Source organism: Streptomyces sp. Sge12 (assembly GCF_002080455.1).
Classification (GTDB): domain Bacteria; phylum Actinomycetota; class Actinomycetes; order Streptomycetales; family Streptomycetaceae; genus Streptomyces.
On the sequence record NZ_CP020555.1, the window covers coordinates 7441125 to 7456957 of the forward strand.

22 protein-coding genes are annotated in these 15833 nt (G+C 72.5%); 17 read left to right on the forward strand and 5 right to left on the reverse strand.

Translation table 11 applies throughout. From position 1 onward, the window contains the following. Positions 1–22 precede the first annotated feature (22 nt). Genes B6R96_RS33290 through B6R96_RS33305 form a run of 4 tightly spaced genes read left to right on the forward strand, consistent with a single transcriptional unit; the run spans position 23 to position 3257 of the window. On the forward strand, positions 23–310 hold the full coding sequence (locus B6R96_RS33290; protein ID WP_081524559.1) for an acyl carrier protein: 288 nt from the start codon (positions 23–25) through the stop codon (positions 308–310). After that, positions 307–1572, forward strand: a complete 1266-nt coding sequence (locus B6R96_RS33295) for a beta-ketoacyl-[acyl-carrier-protein] synthase family protein (RefSeq protein ID WP_030387862.1) — start codon at positions 307–309, stop codon at positions 1570–1572. The genes B6R96_RS33290 and B6R96_RS33295 overlap by 4 nt, the downstream gene beginning before the upstream one ends. Positions 1573–1591: 19 nt before the next feature. Continuing rightward, the gene (locus B6R96_RS33300; protein WP_081524560.1) at positions 1592–2683 is read left to right on the forward strand and encodes an SDR family oxidoreductase; all 1092 of its coding nucleotides are present in this window, start codon (positions 1592–1594) and stop codon (positions 2681–2683) included. Positions 2684–2717: 34 nt separating this feature from the next. Beyond that, positions 2718–3257, forward strand: coding sequence for an NADPH-dependent FMN reductase (locus B6R96_RS33305; protein ID WP_081524561.1), 540 nt, complete (start codon positions 2718–2720; stop codon positions 3255–3257). An 18-nt stretch (positions 3258–3275) separates the two neighbouring features. On the opposite strand, the gene B6R96_RS33310 is transcribed toward B6R96_RS33305, so the two are convergent. After that, on the reverse strand, positions 3276–3887 hold the full coding sequence (locus tag B6R96_RS33310; RefSeq protein WP_081524562.1) for a TetR/AcrR family transcriptional regulator: 612 nt from the start codon (positions 3885–3887) through the stop codon (positions 3276–3278). A gap of 96 nt (positions 3888–3983) precedes the next feature. Here B6R96_RS33310 and B6R96_RS33315 point away from each other — a divergent pair, with 96 nt between their 5' ends. The 3 genes from B6R96_RS33315 to B6R96_RS33325 all read left to right on the forward strand — a co-directional run bounded on the left by B6R96_RS33315 (position 3984) and on the right by B6R96_RS33325 (position 5811). Then, positions 3984–4433, forward strand: a complete 450-nt coding sequence (locus tag B6R96_RS33315) for a nuclear transport factor 2 family protein (protein ID WP_081524563.1) — start codon at positions 3984–3986, stop codon at positions 4431–4433. Then, positions 4430–5356 carry an NAD(P)H-binding protein gene (locus B6R96_RS33320; protein WP_081524564.1) on the forward strand — a complete coding sequence of 309 codons (927 nt, stop codon included), beginning with the start codon at positions 4430–4432 and terminating at the stop codon, positions 5354–5356. The genes B6R96_RS33315 and B6R96_RS33320 overlap by 4 nt, the downstream gene beginning before the upstream one ends. Before the next feature lie 101 nt (positions 5357–5457). Further along, positions 5458–5811 (forward strand): carboxymuconolactone decarboxylase, encoded by a 354-nt coding sequence (locus B6R96_RS33325; RefSeq protein WP_081524565.1) that lies wholly within the window; start codon positions 5458–5460, stop codon positions 5809–5811. Between the two features lie 57 nt (positions 5812–5868). Here B6R96_RS33325 and B6R96_RS33330 read toward each other — a convergent pair whose 3' ends face one another. Next, positions 5869–6726: a VOC family protein gene (locus tag B6R96_RS33330; protein WP_081524566.1), complete on the reverse strand. Its 858-nt coding sequence runs from the start codon at positions 6724–6726 to the stop codon at positions 5869–5871. 248 nt (positions 6727–6974) lie between these two features. Here B6R96_RS33330 and B6R96_RS38575 point away from each other — a divergent pair, with 248 nt between their 5' ends. The 4 genes from B6R96_RS38575 (at position 6975) to B6R96_RS33345 (ending at position 9055) form a co-directional block, all read left to right on the forward strand. Continuing rightward, the gene (locus B6R96_RS38575) at positions 6975–7100 is read left to right on the forward strand and encodes a hypothetical protein (protein ID WP_257789509.1); all 126 of its coding nucleotides are present in this window, start codon (positions 6975–6977) and stop codon (positions 7098–7100) included. 8 nt (positions 7101–7108) lie between these two features. Continuing rightward, entirely contained in the window at positions 7109–8146 is a 1038-nt protein-coding gene (locus B6R96_RS33335; protein WP_081524567.1) for a trypsin-like serine peptidase, read from the forward strand. A gap of 135 nt (positions 8147–8281) precedes the next feature. After that, positions 8282–8479 (forward strand): CsbD family protein, encoded by a 198-nt coding sequence (locus B6R96_RS33340; protein ID WP_030387853.1) that lies wholly within the window; start codon positions 8282–8284, stop codon positions 8477–8479. Positions 8480–8629: 150 nt separating this feature from the next. Further along, a complete protein-coding gene (locus tag B6R96_RS33345) occupies positions 8630–9055 on the forward strand; it encodes a VOC family protein (RefSeq protein WP_081524568.1) in 426 nt (141 codons plus the stop codon). 25 nt (positions 9056–9080) lie between these two features. On the opposite strand, the gene B6R96_RS33350 is transcribed toward B6R96_RS33345, so the two are convergent. Next, entirely contained in the window at positions 9081–9866 is a 786-nt protein-coding gene (locus B6R96_RS33350; RefSeq protein ID WP_081524569.1) for a hypothetical protein, read from the reverse strand. A gap of 138 nt (positions 9867–10004) precedes the next feature. On the opposite strand from B6R96_RS33350, the gene B6R96_RS33355 reads away from it, so the two are divergent. Beyond that, a complete protein-coding gene (locus tag B6R96_RS33355; RefSeq protein WP_030387850.1) occupies positions 10005–10619 on the forward strand; it encodes a dihydrofolate reductase family protein in 615 nt (204 codons plus the stop codon). Positions 10620–10659: 40 nt separating this feature from the next. On the opposite strand, the gene B6R96_RS33360 is transcribed toward B6R96_RS33355, so the two are convergent. Further along, positions 10660–11328 (reverse strand): HSP18 transcriptional regulator, encoded by a 669-nt coding sequence (locus B6R96_RS33360; RefSeq protein ID WP_081524570.1) that lies wholly within the window; start codon positions 11326–11328, stop codon positions 10660–10662. Between the two features lie 129 nt (positions 11329–11457). On the opposite strand from B6R96_RS33360, the gene B6R96_RS33365 reads away from it, so the two are divergent. From B6R96_RS33365 to B6R96_RS33375, 3 genes are all read left to right on the forward strand, one after another. Then, on the forward strand, positions 11458–11892 hold the full coding sequence (locus B6R96_RS33365; RefSeq protein WP_030387848.1) for an Hsp20/alpha crystallin family protein: 435 nt from the start codon (positions 11458–11460) through the stop codon (positions 11890–11892). A gap of 110 nt (positions 11893–12002) precedes the next feature. Further along, positions 12003–12398 carry a DUF2267 domain-containing protein gene (locus B6R96_RS33370; RefSeq protein ID WP_053173137.1) on the forward strand — a complete coding sequence of 132 codons (396 nt, stop codon included), beginning with the start codon at positions 12003–12005 and terminating at the stop codon, positions 12396–12398. Between the two features lie 50 nt (positions 12399–12448). Then, positions 12449–12895, forward strand: a complete 447-nt coding sequence (locus tag B6R96_RS33375; protein ID WP_081524571.1) for a DUF2267 domain-containing protein — start codon at positions 12449–12451, stop codon at positions 12893–12895. A 90-nt stretch (positions 12896–12985) separates the two neighbouring features. On the opposite strand, the gene B6R96_RS33380 is transcribed toward B6R96_RS33375, so the two are convergent. After that, positions 12986–13159, reverse strand: coding sequence for a CsbD family protein (locus B6R96_RS33380; protein ID WP_078626483.1), 174 nt, complete (start codon positions 13157–13159; stop codon positions 12986–12988). Between the two features lie 814 nt (positions 13160–13973). Between B6R96_RS33380 and B6R96_RS33385 the strand changes: the two genes are divergently transcribed. Continuing rightward, on the forward strand, positions 13974–14312 hold the full coding sequence (locus B6R96_RS33385; RefSeq protein ID WP_081524572.1) for a MerR family transcriptional regulator: 339 nt from the start codon (positions 13974–13976) through the stop codon (positions 14310–14312). 334 nt (positions 14313–14646) lie between these two features. Beyond that, complete coding sequence (locus B6R96_RS33390) at positions 14647–15819, forward strand: alanine--tRNA ligase-related protein (RefSeq protein WP_081525374.1); 1173 nt, start codon at positions 14647–14649, stop codon at positions 15817–15819. Positions 15820–15833 lie beyond the last annotated feature (14 nt).

The window sequence follows — 15833 nt, forward strand, 5'->3', positions numbered from 1 at the left end:
TTCAGCTCATCGGAGGAAGCAGATGAACCCCACCCAACCCACCACCGAACCCACCACCGAAACACCTGCCGACCTCTTCGGCCTCGTCCGCGAAACCATCGCCGACGTCCTCGGGACCACGCCCGACGTCATCGTGGCGAGCACCGACCTGCGGGCCGAATACGGCATCGACAGCCTGGAGATGATGTCGATCGGCGCGCAGCTCGAACGCGCGCTGGGCGTGCAGATCTCGGTCGAGGACCTGATGCGGGCCGACACCGTGGGCGAGGCCGTCACCCTCCTCGCCGAGCGCCGGGCGGGCCGCTCATGATCTGGCACCAGCCCACCGCCGGGCCCGGCCGGGCCGACGCGCGCCCGCGCGTGGTCGTCACCGGCATCGGGGTGAAGTCCCCGGCCGGCCTCACCCTCGACGAGGTCATGGACACCGTCCTCGCGGCGCGGCCCACCGCCGAGGTCCACAAGGACCTGATCGAGACCGGCTCACCGGTCCACATCGCCTGCCGGGTACCCGACTTCGACATCGACTCCTACCTCACCCGCCGCGAGCGCCGCCAGATCGACCGGCCCACCGAGCTGGCCCTGTGCGCGGCGGCCGACGCCGTACGCCAGGCCGATCTGCCCCACCTGGCGCCCTCCCGGGTGGGCGTGCACCTCGGGACCGGCATCGGCGGCCTCCCCACCATGGAGGCGCTGGTCCGGGACAACGACGCGAACCCGACGGCCATGCCCGTGCACTCCGTACCCCGGACCATGGCCAACTCCGCCGCCGCCCGCGTGGCGATGCACTACGGCTTCCAGGGCTCCTGCGTGACCTACTCCACGGCCTGCGCCAGCGGCGCCACGGCCATCGGCGAAGCCACCCGCCGCATCCAGTACGGAGAGCTCGACGTCGCCGTCGCCGGCGGGTTCGACTCGGCGGTGACCACCTTCATGCTCAGCGGCTTCTCTCGGATGCAGGCCCTATCCACCCGCAACGACGACCCCCACCGCGCGAGCCGCCCCTTCGACGCCGCGCGCGACGGCTTCGTCATGGGCGAGGGCGCGGCCGTGCTCGTACTGGAGCTGCGCGAGTCCGCGCTGCTCCGCGGAGCCACCATCCTCGGGGAGATCGCGGGCTACGCCACCAATTCCGACGCCCACCACATCGTGGCCCCGCACACGGACGGCGCCGTCGCGGCGGCCTGCATGGCCGCGGCGGTCTCGGACGCCGGACTGCTGCCGTCCGACATCGGCCAGATCAGCGCGCACGGCACGTCCACCCAGGCCAACGACCGGGCCGAGGCCGCCGCGATCCACCGGTGCTTCAACGGGCAGGCCCCGCCGGTGACCGCCGTCAAGGGCGTCACCGGGCATCTCATCGGAGGCTCCGGGGCCCTGGAGGCCGCGATCGCCCTCGCCTGTGCGCAGCGCCGGATCGTGCCGCCGGTCGCCAACCTCACCTCCGCCTCGGAGTCCGACCGGATCGACGTGGTCTCAGGAGCCCCGCGCCGCGTGGACAGCGCCCCGGTGCTCTCCAACTCCTTCGGCTTCGGCGGACAGAACGCCTGCCTGGTCCTGCAGCCCGCCACCTGAACACCGGGAGTTCCCTGCCATGCGCATCCTCGTCACCGGCGCCCAGGGCGTCGTAGGCACCGAAGTGGCCGAGCGCCTCGCGGCGGAAGCCGCCGGCCGCACCGGCCGCGACCTCGTCCGTACCGCTCGCCGTGCGGTCGCCACCGGCGCCACCGGCACGACCGACAACAACGGCACCACCGACAACACCGGCCCCGCTCCCGTGCTCTGGAACATCGGCGCCGAGCCCGCCCCGGACCCCCTCACCGGGCGGCCCTGGGACGTCATCGTGCACACCGCCGCCTCCACCCGGTGGACCATGAGCCGCCAGGAGGCCACCGACGCCAACATCCGGACCCTGCGCGCGGTGCTCGCGCTCGCCGGCCCGGACACCCACGTCGTCCACGTCTCCACCGCCTACGTCGGCGGAGTACGCGCCCCCGAGGACCTCAGGGGAGCCGAGTTCGAGGGCTACCGCAACGGCTACGAGTGGTCGAAGTCCGTCTGCGAGGAGATCGTGGCCACCGACCACCGGGGACCGGCGACCATCGTCCGCCCGCCGCTGGTCCTGGGCCGTCGCGAAGACGGCCGCATCGGCCGTTTCTCCGGCCCCTACAGCCTCTTCCCGGCCCTCGTCTCCGGCCTCGCGGCGGTCGTCGTCGGGGACCCGGACGGCTACGCCGAGATCAGCCCCGTCGACGAGGTCGCCGAAGTGATCGCGGGCGCCGCCCTCGGCGCCCCGCCCGCCTCGCCGCTCACCGAGGTGATCGCGGCGGGACAGGACAGCATGCGCCTGAGCGACCTGGTCCGCATCACGTGCGACACCCTCAACGCCTTCCGGGCCGAGCACGGCGTCGACCCGATCGCGCAGCCGCCGACCGTGTCCACCGACAGCTGGAACCGCTTCTTCCTGCCGCTGGCGGCGCAATGGCTCTCTCCCGTCCAGCAGGAGGCCGTGAAGCTGCTCGCGATGTTCCAGAGCTACACCAGCATGGGCGAGCCCTTCGAACCCACCCGCAAAGTCGCCGATCCCGGCGGGGTGATGGCGGCCTCGGTGCTGCACTGGGCGCGCAGCAAGCCCCGGCAGGCGCTCGGCCGCACCGTGCCGTGGACGTTGATCGACGCCGCATGAGCCAAGGAACGGACCCCGGAAAGGACGGCCGGCCGTGCACGCCCTGCTGATCAGCGGAAGCCCCCGGGCGGGCTCCGGAACCAGCGCCCTGGCCGCGCTGGCGGGCGATGCCCTGCTCGCCCGGGGCGCCACAGTGACCCTGCTGGAACTGGCGGAGCCCTCGGGCCCGCGCCTTCGGGACGTGCCGCGCAGCTACGACGCCGTCGTCCTGGCCAGCCCCGTTCACCACGGCAGCTACTCGGGCCTGCTCAAGCTCGCGCTGGACGGGGTACCGGGCGACTGGCTGGCCGACACGGCGGTCGGACTGCTCGCCCACGGCTCCGGCCCGCGCACCGGCAGCGTGGTGTGCGAACACCTGCGTACGGTGGCCAGGGCGCTCGGGGGCTGGGTGGCCCCGACCCAGATCGCGGCCTGTCCCGCCGACTTCGCCCCGGGACCGCACGGCGCGCCCGCACCGGACGCGTCCCTGCTGCGCCGCTGCGAGACGCTCGCCGCGGAACTCCACCGCTGCGCGAGGATGCTGCGCACCCCGGCCCCGCTCCCGGTGACGGCAGCGGCTCCGGGGGCCGTCTGATCTGTCGCCGGACCGCGGTCAGTCCGCGGCGGCGGCTTCTCGCCGGGCCCGGGCGCCGAGCACCGCGGCGGTGAAGTCCGCCAAGTGCGCCCTGAGCTCCTCGCGGGGTACGCCCTTGTCCCCGGCCAGGTACGCGACCAGGTCGGCCCGGGTGGCAGCGAGCAGCGCGTGGGCGGTGAAGTCGCTGTCGGGCGGACCGGGGAGGCGCCGCAGCAGGTCCCGGACCAAGGCGTGCCACTGGTCGTAGTGGTCCGCCCGATACGGGCTGTCCGCACCGCTTCCCTCCAGTGCCAGCGCGAGGTGGCGGTTGTCGAGCTTGAAGCACAGGACGGCGTCGAGCAGGGCCGGCACGCGTTCGAGCGGTGGTGTGGCCGGGCCCAGTGGCTCCGGGCCCTCCTCGATCGCCGCCCGGACCGGGGCGAGCCGCGCCTCGTACAGGGCGCGGATCAGCCCGGTGCGGTCGCCGAAGGCGCGAAAGAGCGTCGCTTTGCCGACGCCGGCCGCGGTCGCGATGTCGGCCATGGTCACCTCTTCGGGGCTCCCGCACTGGGCGAAGAGGGCGTCGGCGGCGGCGAAGACGGCCGCCCGGTTGCGGACCGCGTCCTTGCGCGGCTTGCGTTCGGCGGTCATGGGACTGTCCCTCCGGTTGCGATACGGACTCGCGGTCCGTATCTTCGGGGAGAGAAGCGGACCACTGGTCCGTATCGTAGTGGACGGAGAGCCGCCATGCCCGCAACCACCCCACCCCTCTCACCCCCGGACCTGTACCGGCACAGCCTGCGCCTGCTCCTGGACAAGGACATCGCCTCCTGGGTCGGCCTGTGGTCCGAGCACGGAACCATGGAGTTCCCCTTCGCCCCACCGGGTTGGCCCGGCCGGCTGGAGGGGAGGGAGGCCGTCGCCGCCTACATGCGGAACTACCCCGACCACATCGACCTGCACGACTTCCCCGACCTGCGGATCCACGAGACCACCGACCCGCGGACCGTCGTGGTCGAGATGCGCGCAGTGGGCCGCGTGGTCGCGACCGGTGGCCCCTTCGACATGACCTACATCGCCGTCGTGACGGTCGAGGACGGGCGGTTCACCTCCTACCGCGACTACTGGAACCCCCTGGCCGTCCAGGAGCCCGGCACGGACTTCACTCCGGATCCCGCGAGGAGCAGCGCCCGATGAGCACGATCGACCCCGCCGGAGCCACCCTGGTCATCGGCGCCACCGGCACCACCGGCCGCCGCACCGCCGACCGGCTGATCGCCGCAGGCCACCGCGTCCGGGCCGCCAGCCGGGGCGCGACCCCGCTCCCGGGCGCCGAACCGGTCCGCTTCGACTGGTACGACCCCGCCGGCTTCGACGCCGCCGTGACCGGGGCCGACCGCGTCTACCTCGTACCGCCCATCGGCGACCCGGACCCGGCCGCGGTCATGCTGCCCTTCCTCGACCGGGCGCGCGCCGCGGGCGTGCGCCGCGCCGTACTCCTGAGCTCCTCGGCCATCGCCGAGGGCGGCCCGGCGGTCGGGCAGGTCCACCGGGCCCTGCCCGGTCTGTTCGACGAGTGGGCGGTCCTGCGCCCCTCCTGGTTCATGCAGAACTTCACCGGTACCCACGCCCATGCCGACAGCATCCGTACCGACGGGGAGATCCTGACCGCGGCCGGGTCGGGCCGGGTCGGATTCGTCGACGCCGACGACATCGCCGCCGTCGCCGTACGGGCCCTGACCGACGACCGGGCCCCCGACGCCGACCTGGTCCTCACCGGGCCGCAAGCGCTCAGCCACGACGACATCGCCGCGATCCTCACGGACGTCACCGGCCGGCCGGTGGTCCACCGCCCGCTGACCTACGAGGCCATGTGCGAGCGCCTGGCCGCGGTCATCCCGCCGGAGTTCGCCGCGATGCTGGCCGGGATGGACCGGGCCATCGCCGAAGGGGCCGAGGACCGCACCACCGATACGGTCCTGCGCCTCACCGGCCGCCCGCCGCACGACTTCCGGGCGGTCGCCGAACGCGAGCTGTCCGGTCGGGCGGAACCGGCCGCCGGCACCGCTCCCACCACGGCCGCTCACCCGGACGGCCCAACGGGCGCGGCCTGCGGGTGACGCCTACGCTGAAACGGCAACCCCACCCACCCACGCGCCCCTGCTCGGGGGGCCAGGGGCGACGGGCCCGGCCCAGTTCAGCACCGAAAGGCGGTTCCGCCATGGCCACCAGGTCTGACGCTCCCGTTCTCGACACGCTCGCCGCAATGACCATGGACTCCGTCGAGCACTGCGGCATGGACGAGAAGACGCTCATCACCACCCGCATCGCCGCCCTCGTCGCCATGGACGCACCGGCCATCTCCTACCTGGCCCACATCAGCCCCGCGGTGAAGGCCGACTTCACCGTCGAACAGCTCCAGGACGTGCTCGTCGCGATCGCGCCCGTCGTGGGCACGGCGCGCGTCATGTCGGCCGCGGGCCACATCGCCCAGGCGTTCGGCGTCGCCATAGCCATGGTCGAAAGCGAAGCCGAAGCGATGGCCAACGCCGAAGCCGAGAGCCGCAACTCCTGAGCCCGAGCCGAGCGGTCGCCGGCCCCTTCGCGTTCCGAACGCCCCCGCACGAGCGGGTCACGGCCCGGGCCCCGGGCCGTGACCCGCTCGCGCCGTCCTCCCTCGCGCCGTCCCCGCCCAGCCGCGGGCCGGGGCGAGGAGCACGAAGTCGGCGTTCGCCGGGTCGAGGCAGACGGCGAGCCGGCCCACCCCCTCCGCGTCCACCGGACCCATCTGCACGCTGCCGCCGTTCGAGGTGACCCGGTCCACCGCGGCGTCGCAGTCGGTGACGGCGAAGACGGGATGCCAGTACGGCCGTCCGCCCGTGAGGGCCAGCTGCTCCGCGGGCAGCTCCATGAGGCCGCCGTGCATGCGCTCCTCCGGGAGCCCGGCCGGGGTGATGAGGGTGTAGGTGCCCTCGCCGCCGGGCATCTCCATCTCGCCGTACTGCCAGCCGAACACGCCGCCGTAGAACTCCTTTGCCGCCGCCGCGTCCGTCGTGTACAGCTCGGTCCACGACAGGGAGCCGGGCTCGTCCACCAGCTCGACGCCGGTGTCCTTGCCCGGCTGCCAGGCGGCGAACTCTCCACCCAGCGGGTCGGTGTACTGCGCCATCCGGCCCCACTCGTCGAGATCCCGGGGAGCCACCCGCACCGTGCCCCCCGCGCGCTCCACCGCCCGGGTCGTGGCGTCCGCGTCGGTGACGGTGTAATAGATCATCCAGGCCGAGCGCGCGCCCTCCTCGGTGAGCCTGCCGAGCCCGGCGACGATCTTCCCGTCCTTGCGGAACATGCCGCCCTCCATGTCCGGCTCCCCCTCCATGGCCTCGTACTCCCAACCGAGCACGGTGCCGTAGAAGGCCGCGGCGGAGCGGACATCGGGCGTGCCGAGGTCGAGCCAACAGGGGGAGCCGGGGGCGGATTCCGTGGTGATCATGGCGCTGCCTTTCTGGGGGCCGGGACGACCTCAGCCTGGCACCGCACCCCTGCCGTCGCCCGTCGGCGCTGTCCGCCGAGGCACCCGGACAGCGGGACGCCGGCGCCGCCCGCACCCCGGATTCATCACCGAGATGCCAAAACAGCCGCACGGCCGAACCCGACGGGGCGGGGAGACGTGTTCGGGGATGTCCTTCGTTCCGCAGCTCTGCGGGCGGCCGAACGTACCGAAGCACCAAGGGGATTCCGATGTTCCGTACGCGTATCCGTACCCGTACCCGAGCCGCGTCCCTCGCCGCTCGCACGACCGCCGGCGTGCTCCCGCGGGCGACCGCCGGGCTCCCCGCCCCGAAGTCCGCCCGCTCCGGGGGCTGATCGCCATCATGAGTGCGCACTCCGGTCGCCCCTGGGGCGCCGAACGTCCGGGCGTCCTGGTCGTCCTGCTCACCGTCCTGGCCGTCCTCGGTGGCGCGACCGCCTGCTCCGTGCAGGCCGGCTCCTCGCTCCGCCGGGCCGTACCCGGCTTCACCAACCCGGTCATCCCCGGTCTGTGGACCCCGGAGCGCATGGCCGACGCCAATGCGTCCGACCGTTCCGTCGTGGACGGGCTGGGCGCCGACCTGGGGGAGACCGACCCCGAGCCGCCACCCCTGCCGGCCCGGCCCGAACGGGCCCCGTACCGGGCGAGCGCTCCCGCGGTGGGCAAGGTCTTCTTCGACGGGCCCGACGGTCCGAGCGTCTGCTCCGGGACCGCCGTCGAGGACCCGGCCCGGCCGGGCCGCTCCAGCCTGGTGTGGACGGCGGCCCACTGCGTCCACGGCGGCAAGGGGGGCACCTGGCACCGCAACATCGTCTTCGTGCCCTCCTACAACGACCGGGGTCTGGCCGGCGGGTCGCGCCGCACGGCCGAGGTCGCGCCGCTGGGCACCTGGTGGGCCGACCGGGCGGCGACCTCCGAGGAGTGGATCGCCGAGGGCGCCTCCACCGGCGGTGGCGGTTCGTCCGGCGACTTCGCGGTGCTGCGCGTGGCCCGCAAGGACACCCGCGCCTCCCTCCAGCAGACGGCCGGGGTGGCCGTTCCGGTCTGGTTCGACGCCCCGCCCACGGCCGAGATCGCGGCGATGAAGGCCTGGGGCTACCCGGCTGCCGACCCCTTCGACGGGGAGCGGATGTTCACCTGCCAGGACCGCCCCGGACGGCTGTCCCTGCGGCCCGACCGGCCCTCCTTGTACCGCATCGGGTGCACGATGACGGGCGGCTCCTCGGGTGGCGGCTGGTTCGCGCGGCGCCCCGACGGCAGCTCCGCCCTGGTCAGCAACACCTCCATCGGTCCGGCCGGGTCCACCTGGCTCGCAGGGCCACGCCTGGGCAGCGAGGCCAGGGCCGTGTACGCCTCGGTCAGCAGGGGGGATCAGGCGTAGGGCGCGGCGCGTTCAGCCGGAAGGCCCAGAGCCGCAGGCTTCTGTTCCCGCGCCGCTTCCGAGCACCTCGCCGAGCGAGATGGTCTGACTTCGCCTAATTTGTCCTCGTCAGGGTTTCCCCAACAAGGAGTTCACATGGCTGACAAGGGAAAGATGGACCAGGCCAAGGGCAAGGCCAAGGAGGCCGTCGGCAAGGTCACCGGCAACGACCGGATGAAGGCCGAGGGCAAGACGGACCAGGCGAAGGGCAAGGCGAAGGAAGCCATGACCGAAGCCGAGAAGCGAGCCCGCGGCGTCCAGGATTCCCTGCGCGACAAGGACGACCGGATCTGATCCCGCACCGGCGAGTCCACCGGACTCGCGGGTGAACGCGGCTGCGGGCCCGCCACACCTCGGTGCGGCGGGCCCGCAGCCCGTCGCCGTCCGGCCCGCGCCCGCGGGCACACACCGTGTACGGGTGCCGACACAGGGCAAACGAGGTGCATGAGCGTACCCAAGACAACCGTCCTCGTCCTCGACAGCGCCGAGCCCGAGCTGCTGGCACGGTTCTACGCCGAGCTGCTCGGTGCCACGACCGGCCCGGCCCCCGGCGACGGGCAGCTCCTGCTCGTCACCGGCCGCACCGGCGTGGTGGTCGGAATCCGCCGCGACCCGGGCCATGTCCCGCCGAGCTGGCCGCTCCCGGAGGGTTCCCAACAGGCCCACTTGTGCATCCTCGTGGAGGAGCGCTCCCTCGACGAGGCCGAGCGCGAGGCCGTGGCCCTCGGGGCCCGCCCGGTGGCCGCCGAGGACGACGGCAGCCTGTCGGGCAGCCGGACCGTCGTGCGCCGCTACGCCGACCCGGCCGGCCACGCGTTCGCGCTCGCCGCGGTACCCGGAGCCCCCGCCGCCGGCAGCCCCACAGGATGAGACCGCACCTCCTCCGGGGCCGGGATCAACCGGCCCCGCCCGTACGCAGGGCCTCCACCTCCGGATCGCGGAGGAGCGCCTCGACCAGCGCAACGGGGCCGCAGACCCTGGTGGCCCACAGGTCGTAGTCCGTGCAGAGCACCCAGGACCGGTCCTGCGCCCAGAGGTTGGACGGGCTGACCTCCGCTTCGGGATGGTCGTACAGGGCCTTGGCGTCCCCGAGCCGGCCGGCCCGCACCCGCAGGTTGTCGAATTCCTCGGCTCCGAGCACCAGCGGGGTGTAGTAGGCGAGGCAGCGGGTGTCCGGCCCCTGCGGGCTGTGCTCGACCAGGACGTCGACCAGCCGGTTCCAGTCGGCACGGTCCAGCCGCCCCTCGGACGGCGCGTGCAGGCCGACCGGCCAGGCACCCGGACTGATCGAGGGGAAGCAGGAGTGGGGCGACGGCATGCGCCCCTCGGGCGTCACCGGATCACCGGTGCGCCGCGCGAGTTCCGCCCAGCGCAACCGGTGCCAGCGGGGTCCGGGGTGCTCGCCGGCCGTGCCCGCGAACACCTCCGCGGGATCCAGACCCGGGACGAGCTCGGGCCCGCCCCCGTTGAGCACGGCCCGCCGGTAGTCGACGTACGACATACCGGTCGGCCCGACCTCGTGTTCGTACATGGCGTGGAGCACCCACGCCGCGTCGGGCAGTCCCGGGGGCATGAAACCGGTGAGCCCGTGCCCGCCGGTCAGCTCCCGCAGCCAGTCGGTCTCCCCGGACGCGGCCGTCGGCCACCGTGCGGCCGCCAGTGCGGCGGATATCCGAAGCATCCGCCCAGGATCCCACCCGGCATCCGCGCGAACGCCCCCGGGGCGGCGCGACCGGAAAGTCGCGCGGCGTCCGACTGCCCGGTGCCCTTGGATGGGGCCGTACCCGGACGGACCGACCACCAGTTCCCGGAGACCGGCATGAGGAAGATCAAGGCACAGCTGTTCATCTCGCTCGACGGTGTCGTCGAGGCCCCCGACCAGTGGCACTTCCCCTACTTCAACGAGGAGATGGGGGCGGCCGTCGACGCGACCCTCGGCCGGGCCGACACCCTGCTGCTCGGGCGCAGGACCTACGACAGCTTCGCGGGCGCCTGGCCGGACCGGGAAGCGGCGGGCGGCGAGGACGCCCCCTTCGCCAAGGTGCTCGGTGACGCCCGCAAGATCGTCGTGTCGCACAGCCGGCTCGACCTGACCTGGCGCAATTCCGAACAGCTCACCGGCGAACTCACCGAGGCCGTCACCGCTCTGAAGAACGAACCGGACACGGGGACACCCGTCTGGATCAGCGGCTCGGTCTCCGTCGTACGCCGACTGGTGGCGGCCGGGCTCCTCGACGAGTTGAACCTCCTCCTGCACCCCGTCGCCGTGCGGAGCGGCCTGCGCCTGTTCGACGAGGACGCGCCGCCGGTGCCGCTGGAGCTGGTGTCCGCCGAGACCTTCCGGACCGGTGTGCTGAACCTCTTCTACGCCCTGGCCGCCGCACCCGGCGAGGGGACGTACGAGGACGCCAGGACCCACCTGCCCCAGCACTAGGCCGCCTCTTTCGGATCTTGGCGAACGAGCCCGCGGCGGGTCAGGCGGTGCGCTGGTCGTGGCTGTCCTGGCGGAGCCGGTCGGTGTGCCGGGCCAGGGCGTCGATGTGATCGGCGAGGGCCGAGTCCTCGGGGCGCAGGTGGGGCCGGGTGTCGGCCAGGGGCTGGAGGAGGCGGGCCGCGTCGTTGTCGGCGAGGGCCCGGTTCAGGTCGCTGACGGCGCCCTGGGCACTGGCGGGGAGGTCGGCGAGGGAGGTGATCCGGCCGGCGAGGCGGCGTAGGTCGGCTGCGTTGTCGCGGGCCCAGGCGGTGACGGTTCGGTCTGCGGCGCGGGTGTCGCGGGTGGCCTGAACGCGTTCTTCGCCGGTGCTTCCGGGGGTTCCGGGGCGCAGGCGCAGGTAGCGGCGTTCGGCGGCCTGGCGGCTTGCGACTCCGAGGGGTCCGGCGAGGTCCGCCCAGCTCGCGCCCTCGCCGCGGGCGGTTTCGATCAGCCCGCTCTCCCAGCCCGCCAGCTCCTCGCGGACCTCGCGCAGCATCAGAAGTGCGGCCAGGGCCGGGTGCGGGCCGGAACCGGTCGCGAGCGGCGCTGCCGTCCCCGGTGCTCGCTCAGGGGATTGCCGGGCGTCCTTCACGGACTGGTTGATGGCCTCCAGTGCCGCTGCAGCGGCAGCGAAGGAGACAGGTGCGGCCGTCGGGGCGGCATCGTTCATGGGACTCTCCGTCTTCTTGTCATCCTCCAGATGACTCCTTGCTTGTCATCGTTCCGATGACATGTTACAACGGATGCACGTTGAAGCGCATTGGCAGTCTCTGCCTGAACCAACTGGAGGTGTTTCGCGATGTTGATGCGCACTGACCCGTTCCGCGAGATGGACCGGATCGTCCAGCAGCTGTCGGGTACGTCCGGCACGTGGTCGAAGCCGTCCGTGATGCCGATGGACGCCTACCGCGAGGGCGAGGAGTACGTGATCGCCTTCGACCTTCCCGGCGTGAGCCCGGAGGCGATCGACATCGACGTCGAGCGGAACATGCTGACGGTGAAGGCCGAGCGCCGACCGACCGGCCGGCCCGAGGGAGTGCAGATGGACCTCTCCGAGCGGCCCCTCGGTGTCTTCTCCCGCCAGATCATGCTGGCCGACACCCTCGACACCGAGCGCATCCAGGCCGACTACGACGCGGGTGTCCTGACCCTGCGCATCCCGATCGCCGAGCGCGCCAAGCCCCGCAAGATCAGCATCGGCAGCGCCGACGGCCGCAAGCAGATCTCCGGCTGAGTCCTCCGGCATCAGCCGGCCACGGAGGGGCGGGGGAGTCGAATCCCCCCTCCGGCGCGCCCCGCCCCTCCGCACCCCTCTCCCTCCTCACCTGCTCCGGAGGTGATGTGATGTCGATGCGCAGGGAGTCGTTCCTGGCCCACGTCCAGGAGCGCGGCGAGTACGAAACCCCGCACGAGGCCGACCGCGTTGCCCGTGTCGTCCTGGCCCTGCTGGGCGCTCACCTGGTCGGCGGCGTACGGGCGCAGCTCGCCGCGCGGCTTCCCGAGACGTACGCCCTGATCCTCCTCAACCCCTTGCAGGCCGCGGAGCCGCTCTCGCCGGAGCGGTTCGTCCGTGCGACCGCGGCCTGGATCGAGGGCGCCACCGAGACGACCGCGCTGTGGGACATCGGAGCCGTGCTCTCCACCGTGGCGGCCGCCGCGGGCGATGTCCTCACCCGCGAGGTCCTGCTCCAGCTCCCGCACGGCTACGACCTCCTCTTCGGTCACCCCCAGCCCACCTGACCCGCGCCGGCCGGAGCCGGGTCCCTCGCACAGAAAGGCAAACCGCAGCCATGTACGACCAGCCTCGACCGAACCGGTCCACCCCCGCCATGACCTTCGACCGGATGCTGGAACGCGTGCGCTACGAAGGCGCCTACCCCACCCGCGAACGTGCCGCGGAAGCCGTCCACCACGTCCTGGCCGCCCTCGGCCGCCAGCTCGCGGGCGACGAACGCGTCGAGCTCGCCCAGTGCCTGCCCGTCGAGGCCGCCCTCGCCCTGACCGCCCAGGTCCCCACCGCCGAACACCTCACCGGCTGGGGCTTCGTCAAGGACCTGGCCGAACGAACCGGCGCCACCCCGGCCGTCGCACGGTGGGACACCGGCGCCGTCCTTGCCGTCGTCGCCCGCCTCGCCGGACCGGACCTCCTCGCCCGCATCCTGCGCCGGCTCCCCGGCGGCTACGCCCTCCTCTTCGGCCAGGCAGAACTGCGCCGGCCTGAGCCTGCTGCCGCCTGACCCGGGCCGGAGCGCGGACACGGGTCGGGGCCGGAACCGCTCGCGCGGTTCCGGCCCCGACCCGTCTCGACCTGTGCCGACCTGTGCCGATCAGTGCTTGAAGACGTCCTTGACCTTCTCCTTGGCCTGGCGGGCGTCCCCGGTGGCCTGTTCCGCGCGGCCCTCGGCGGTCAGCCGCTCGTTGCCCGTCAGGCGGCCCGCGGTCTCCTTGAGCTTGCCCTTGGCCTGCTCGGTCTTCGCCTCGGCCTTCTGCTCACCAGACACAGCTGATCACTCCCTCTTGGGTGGAAACGCCTTACGAACCCCGTATGGCCGCTGCACGTCCTCGTAAACAGGGCGACCGCAACGGGCTTGCCCGGACCTGTTCGATTACCTCAGCGACACGCACACGAAAATCTATGTTGGCCGGAGTAGACATTGGACGGTGTGGCCGTTATGGTTTCTCTCGTAGCCAGAGAGACCGCAGGGCCCGGCAGAGATGAACTGCCAGGCAGTAGTACGTAGTTGCAGTGCGCAGGACGGTTCGGTGGTGGAGTTCCGAAGCCAGAGCGGTTGCAGGACGGCGACGGGACTGACGACCGGACCGGGTGGCCCGCAGTGATCAGGGGCCGCCGCAAGCAGTACCCAGCAGTGAAGTGAGTGGAGCAGTACCTCGGTGAAGGCGTCGGCTGCGGGCGCGCGCACCGGGAGGTTCGGCAGTGGGGTTCCAAGCCAGAGCAGACGCAGGTTGGGCGACGGGGCTGGCTGCCGAAGTGGCGCTACGAGAGGCCACCAGCGGTACAGCAGTACGCAGTTCCGGTTGGATAGATAGTTGATCACCGAGGGAAGAACGGAGGGGCCGAGCACCATCAGGATCGCCCGGACGGATTTTCGAGTCCGGGTACCGCAGGACATCGATAGTGAGGTGGTCTCCGGTCAAGCAACCGCGATCCCCGCGCCCCCGACAGCATTCCGGTCGGGTCCGCGGACACAGAAGGCCGACGCACGATCAGGGTCGGCAGATGGTGTAGTAGTTCCTTCGGGGCCCTGGTGCCGTACGGCACCAGGGCCCCTCCATGCGTTCCACGAGAGAGGTGCAATGACAGCGGACGACTCGTTCGGTCGTCTCGATGACGACGACTACCCCGCCTACACGATGGGCCGGGCCGCCGAGATGCTCGGCACCACCCCGGGCTTCCTCCGCGCCATCGGCGAAGCCCGACTCATCACCCCCCTCCGCTCCGAGGGCGGACACCGCCGCTACTCCCGCTACCAGCTGCGCATCGCCGCCCGAGCCCGGGAACTCGTAGACCAGGGCACCCCGGTCGAGGCCGCCTGCCGCATCGTCATCCTCGAGGACCAGCTCGAGGAAGCCCAGCGCATCAACGCCGAATACCGCCGCGCTGCCGAATCGGCGACCCCGACGCCCGCGGCCTGAGAACCGAAAAGCCCGCCGACCACCGGCGAACCTCATACGCGGCCGGACCCATGAGGTGTGCTCCCGGGCGCCGGGAGGGGGAAAATGGCTGCGGCTCCGTGGTGGAGCCGCGTTAGGGTGGGCGACATGAACGTCAACGGCCTCAGCATCACCGCGACCGCGCGAGCGACCAGCTCGCCGGTTGCCGCCGCCTGACGCATTCCCTTCCTCTCCCCGGCGACCGGACAACGGTCCGTCGGCTGTGCCGTGGTGTCGTCGCCCCGGTCGGAGACCGGACGGTCCCGTTCTCCGGTGCCTCTCCCGCTTCATGCGAAGGAGTCACCCCATGCGCACCATCCGTACGGACCAGCTGGCCGACACGTTCGTCGAGTACTTCGAGGAGCGCGGCCACCGCCGCATCGTCGGCTCGACGCTCCTGCCACCACCGGGCGACCCCGTCCTCTTCACTACCTCCGGCATGCACCCGCTCACTCCGTACCTGGAGGGCCGCCCCCACCCGCTGGGCCGTCGGCTCGTGAACCTCCAGCGCTGTCTGCGCACCACGGACCTGGAGGAGGTCGGCGACCCCACCCACCTCACGGTCTTCGAGATGCTCGGCACCTGGTCGCTGGGCGACTACGACGGCCCGGTCAGTCTCGACTGGGGATACGGGTTCCTCACCGAGGGACTGGGCATCGATCCCGGCCGGCTCCACGCCACCGTCCACGCCGGCGACGAGCGGACCGGGACCGGGCAGGACACCGCCTCCCTGCGGCTGTGGCAGGAACACGGCGTCCCCGTCGAGCTGACCGTCGAGGACAACTGGTGGTCCAACGGCCCCGTCGGACCCTGCGGGCCCGACTCGGAGATCTTCCTGTGGAGCGGTGACGGCCCGCCCCGGTCGACACCCACCCGCGACGACCGCTGGGTCGAGGTGTGGAACCACGTGACGATGAGCCACCGCCGGCTCGACGACGGCTCCCTCGTGCCCCTGCCCCGGCGCAACGTGGACACCGGCCTCGGCCTGGAGCGGCTCGCCTCACTGCTCCAGGGCAAGCCGTCCGTGTTCGACTGCGACGTCTTCGACCCCTGGCGCCGCCTCGTACCGGCCCTGTGGCCCCTGGACGAGACGTCGTTGCGCGTGGTCTGCGACCACCTGCGCTCGGCCGTCGTGGTCCTCGGCGACGGCGTGCGCCCGGCCAACACCGGCCGGGGCTACGTCCTGCGGCGCCTGGTGCGACGGGTGCTCACCCTGCTGTGGCGGGACGACCCCTCGCGCAGCCTCGTGGACCTGCCGGACGAGCTGGTCCGGCACACCCTGGACCGCTTCCGGCAGGACGTGCGGCCGGGCGAGGTGGTACGGATCCTGCTGGAGGAGGAGCACCGGTTCCGCCGCCTCCTGGAGCGCGGACGACAGGTGCTCGCCCGCCCCCGGTTCCGCGGGCCCCTCACCCAGGAGGACCTCCACTACCTCCACGACACCCACGGGCTGCCCCCCGAGCTGGTCACGACCCTGCGGCAGGAGTGACGATGCGGCGCCGC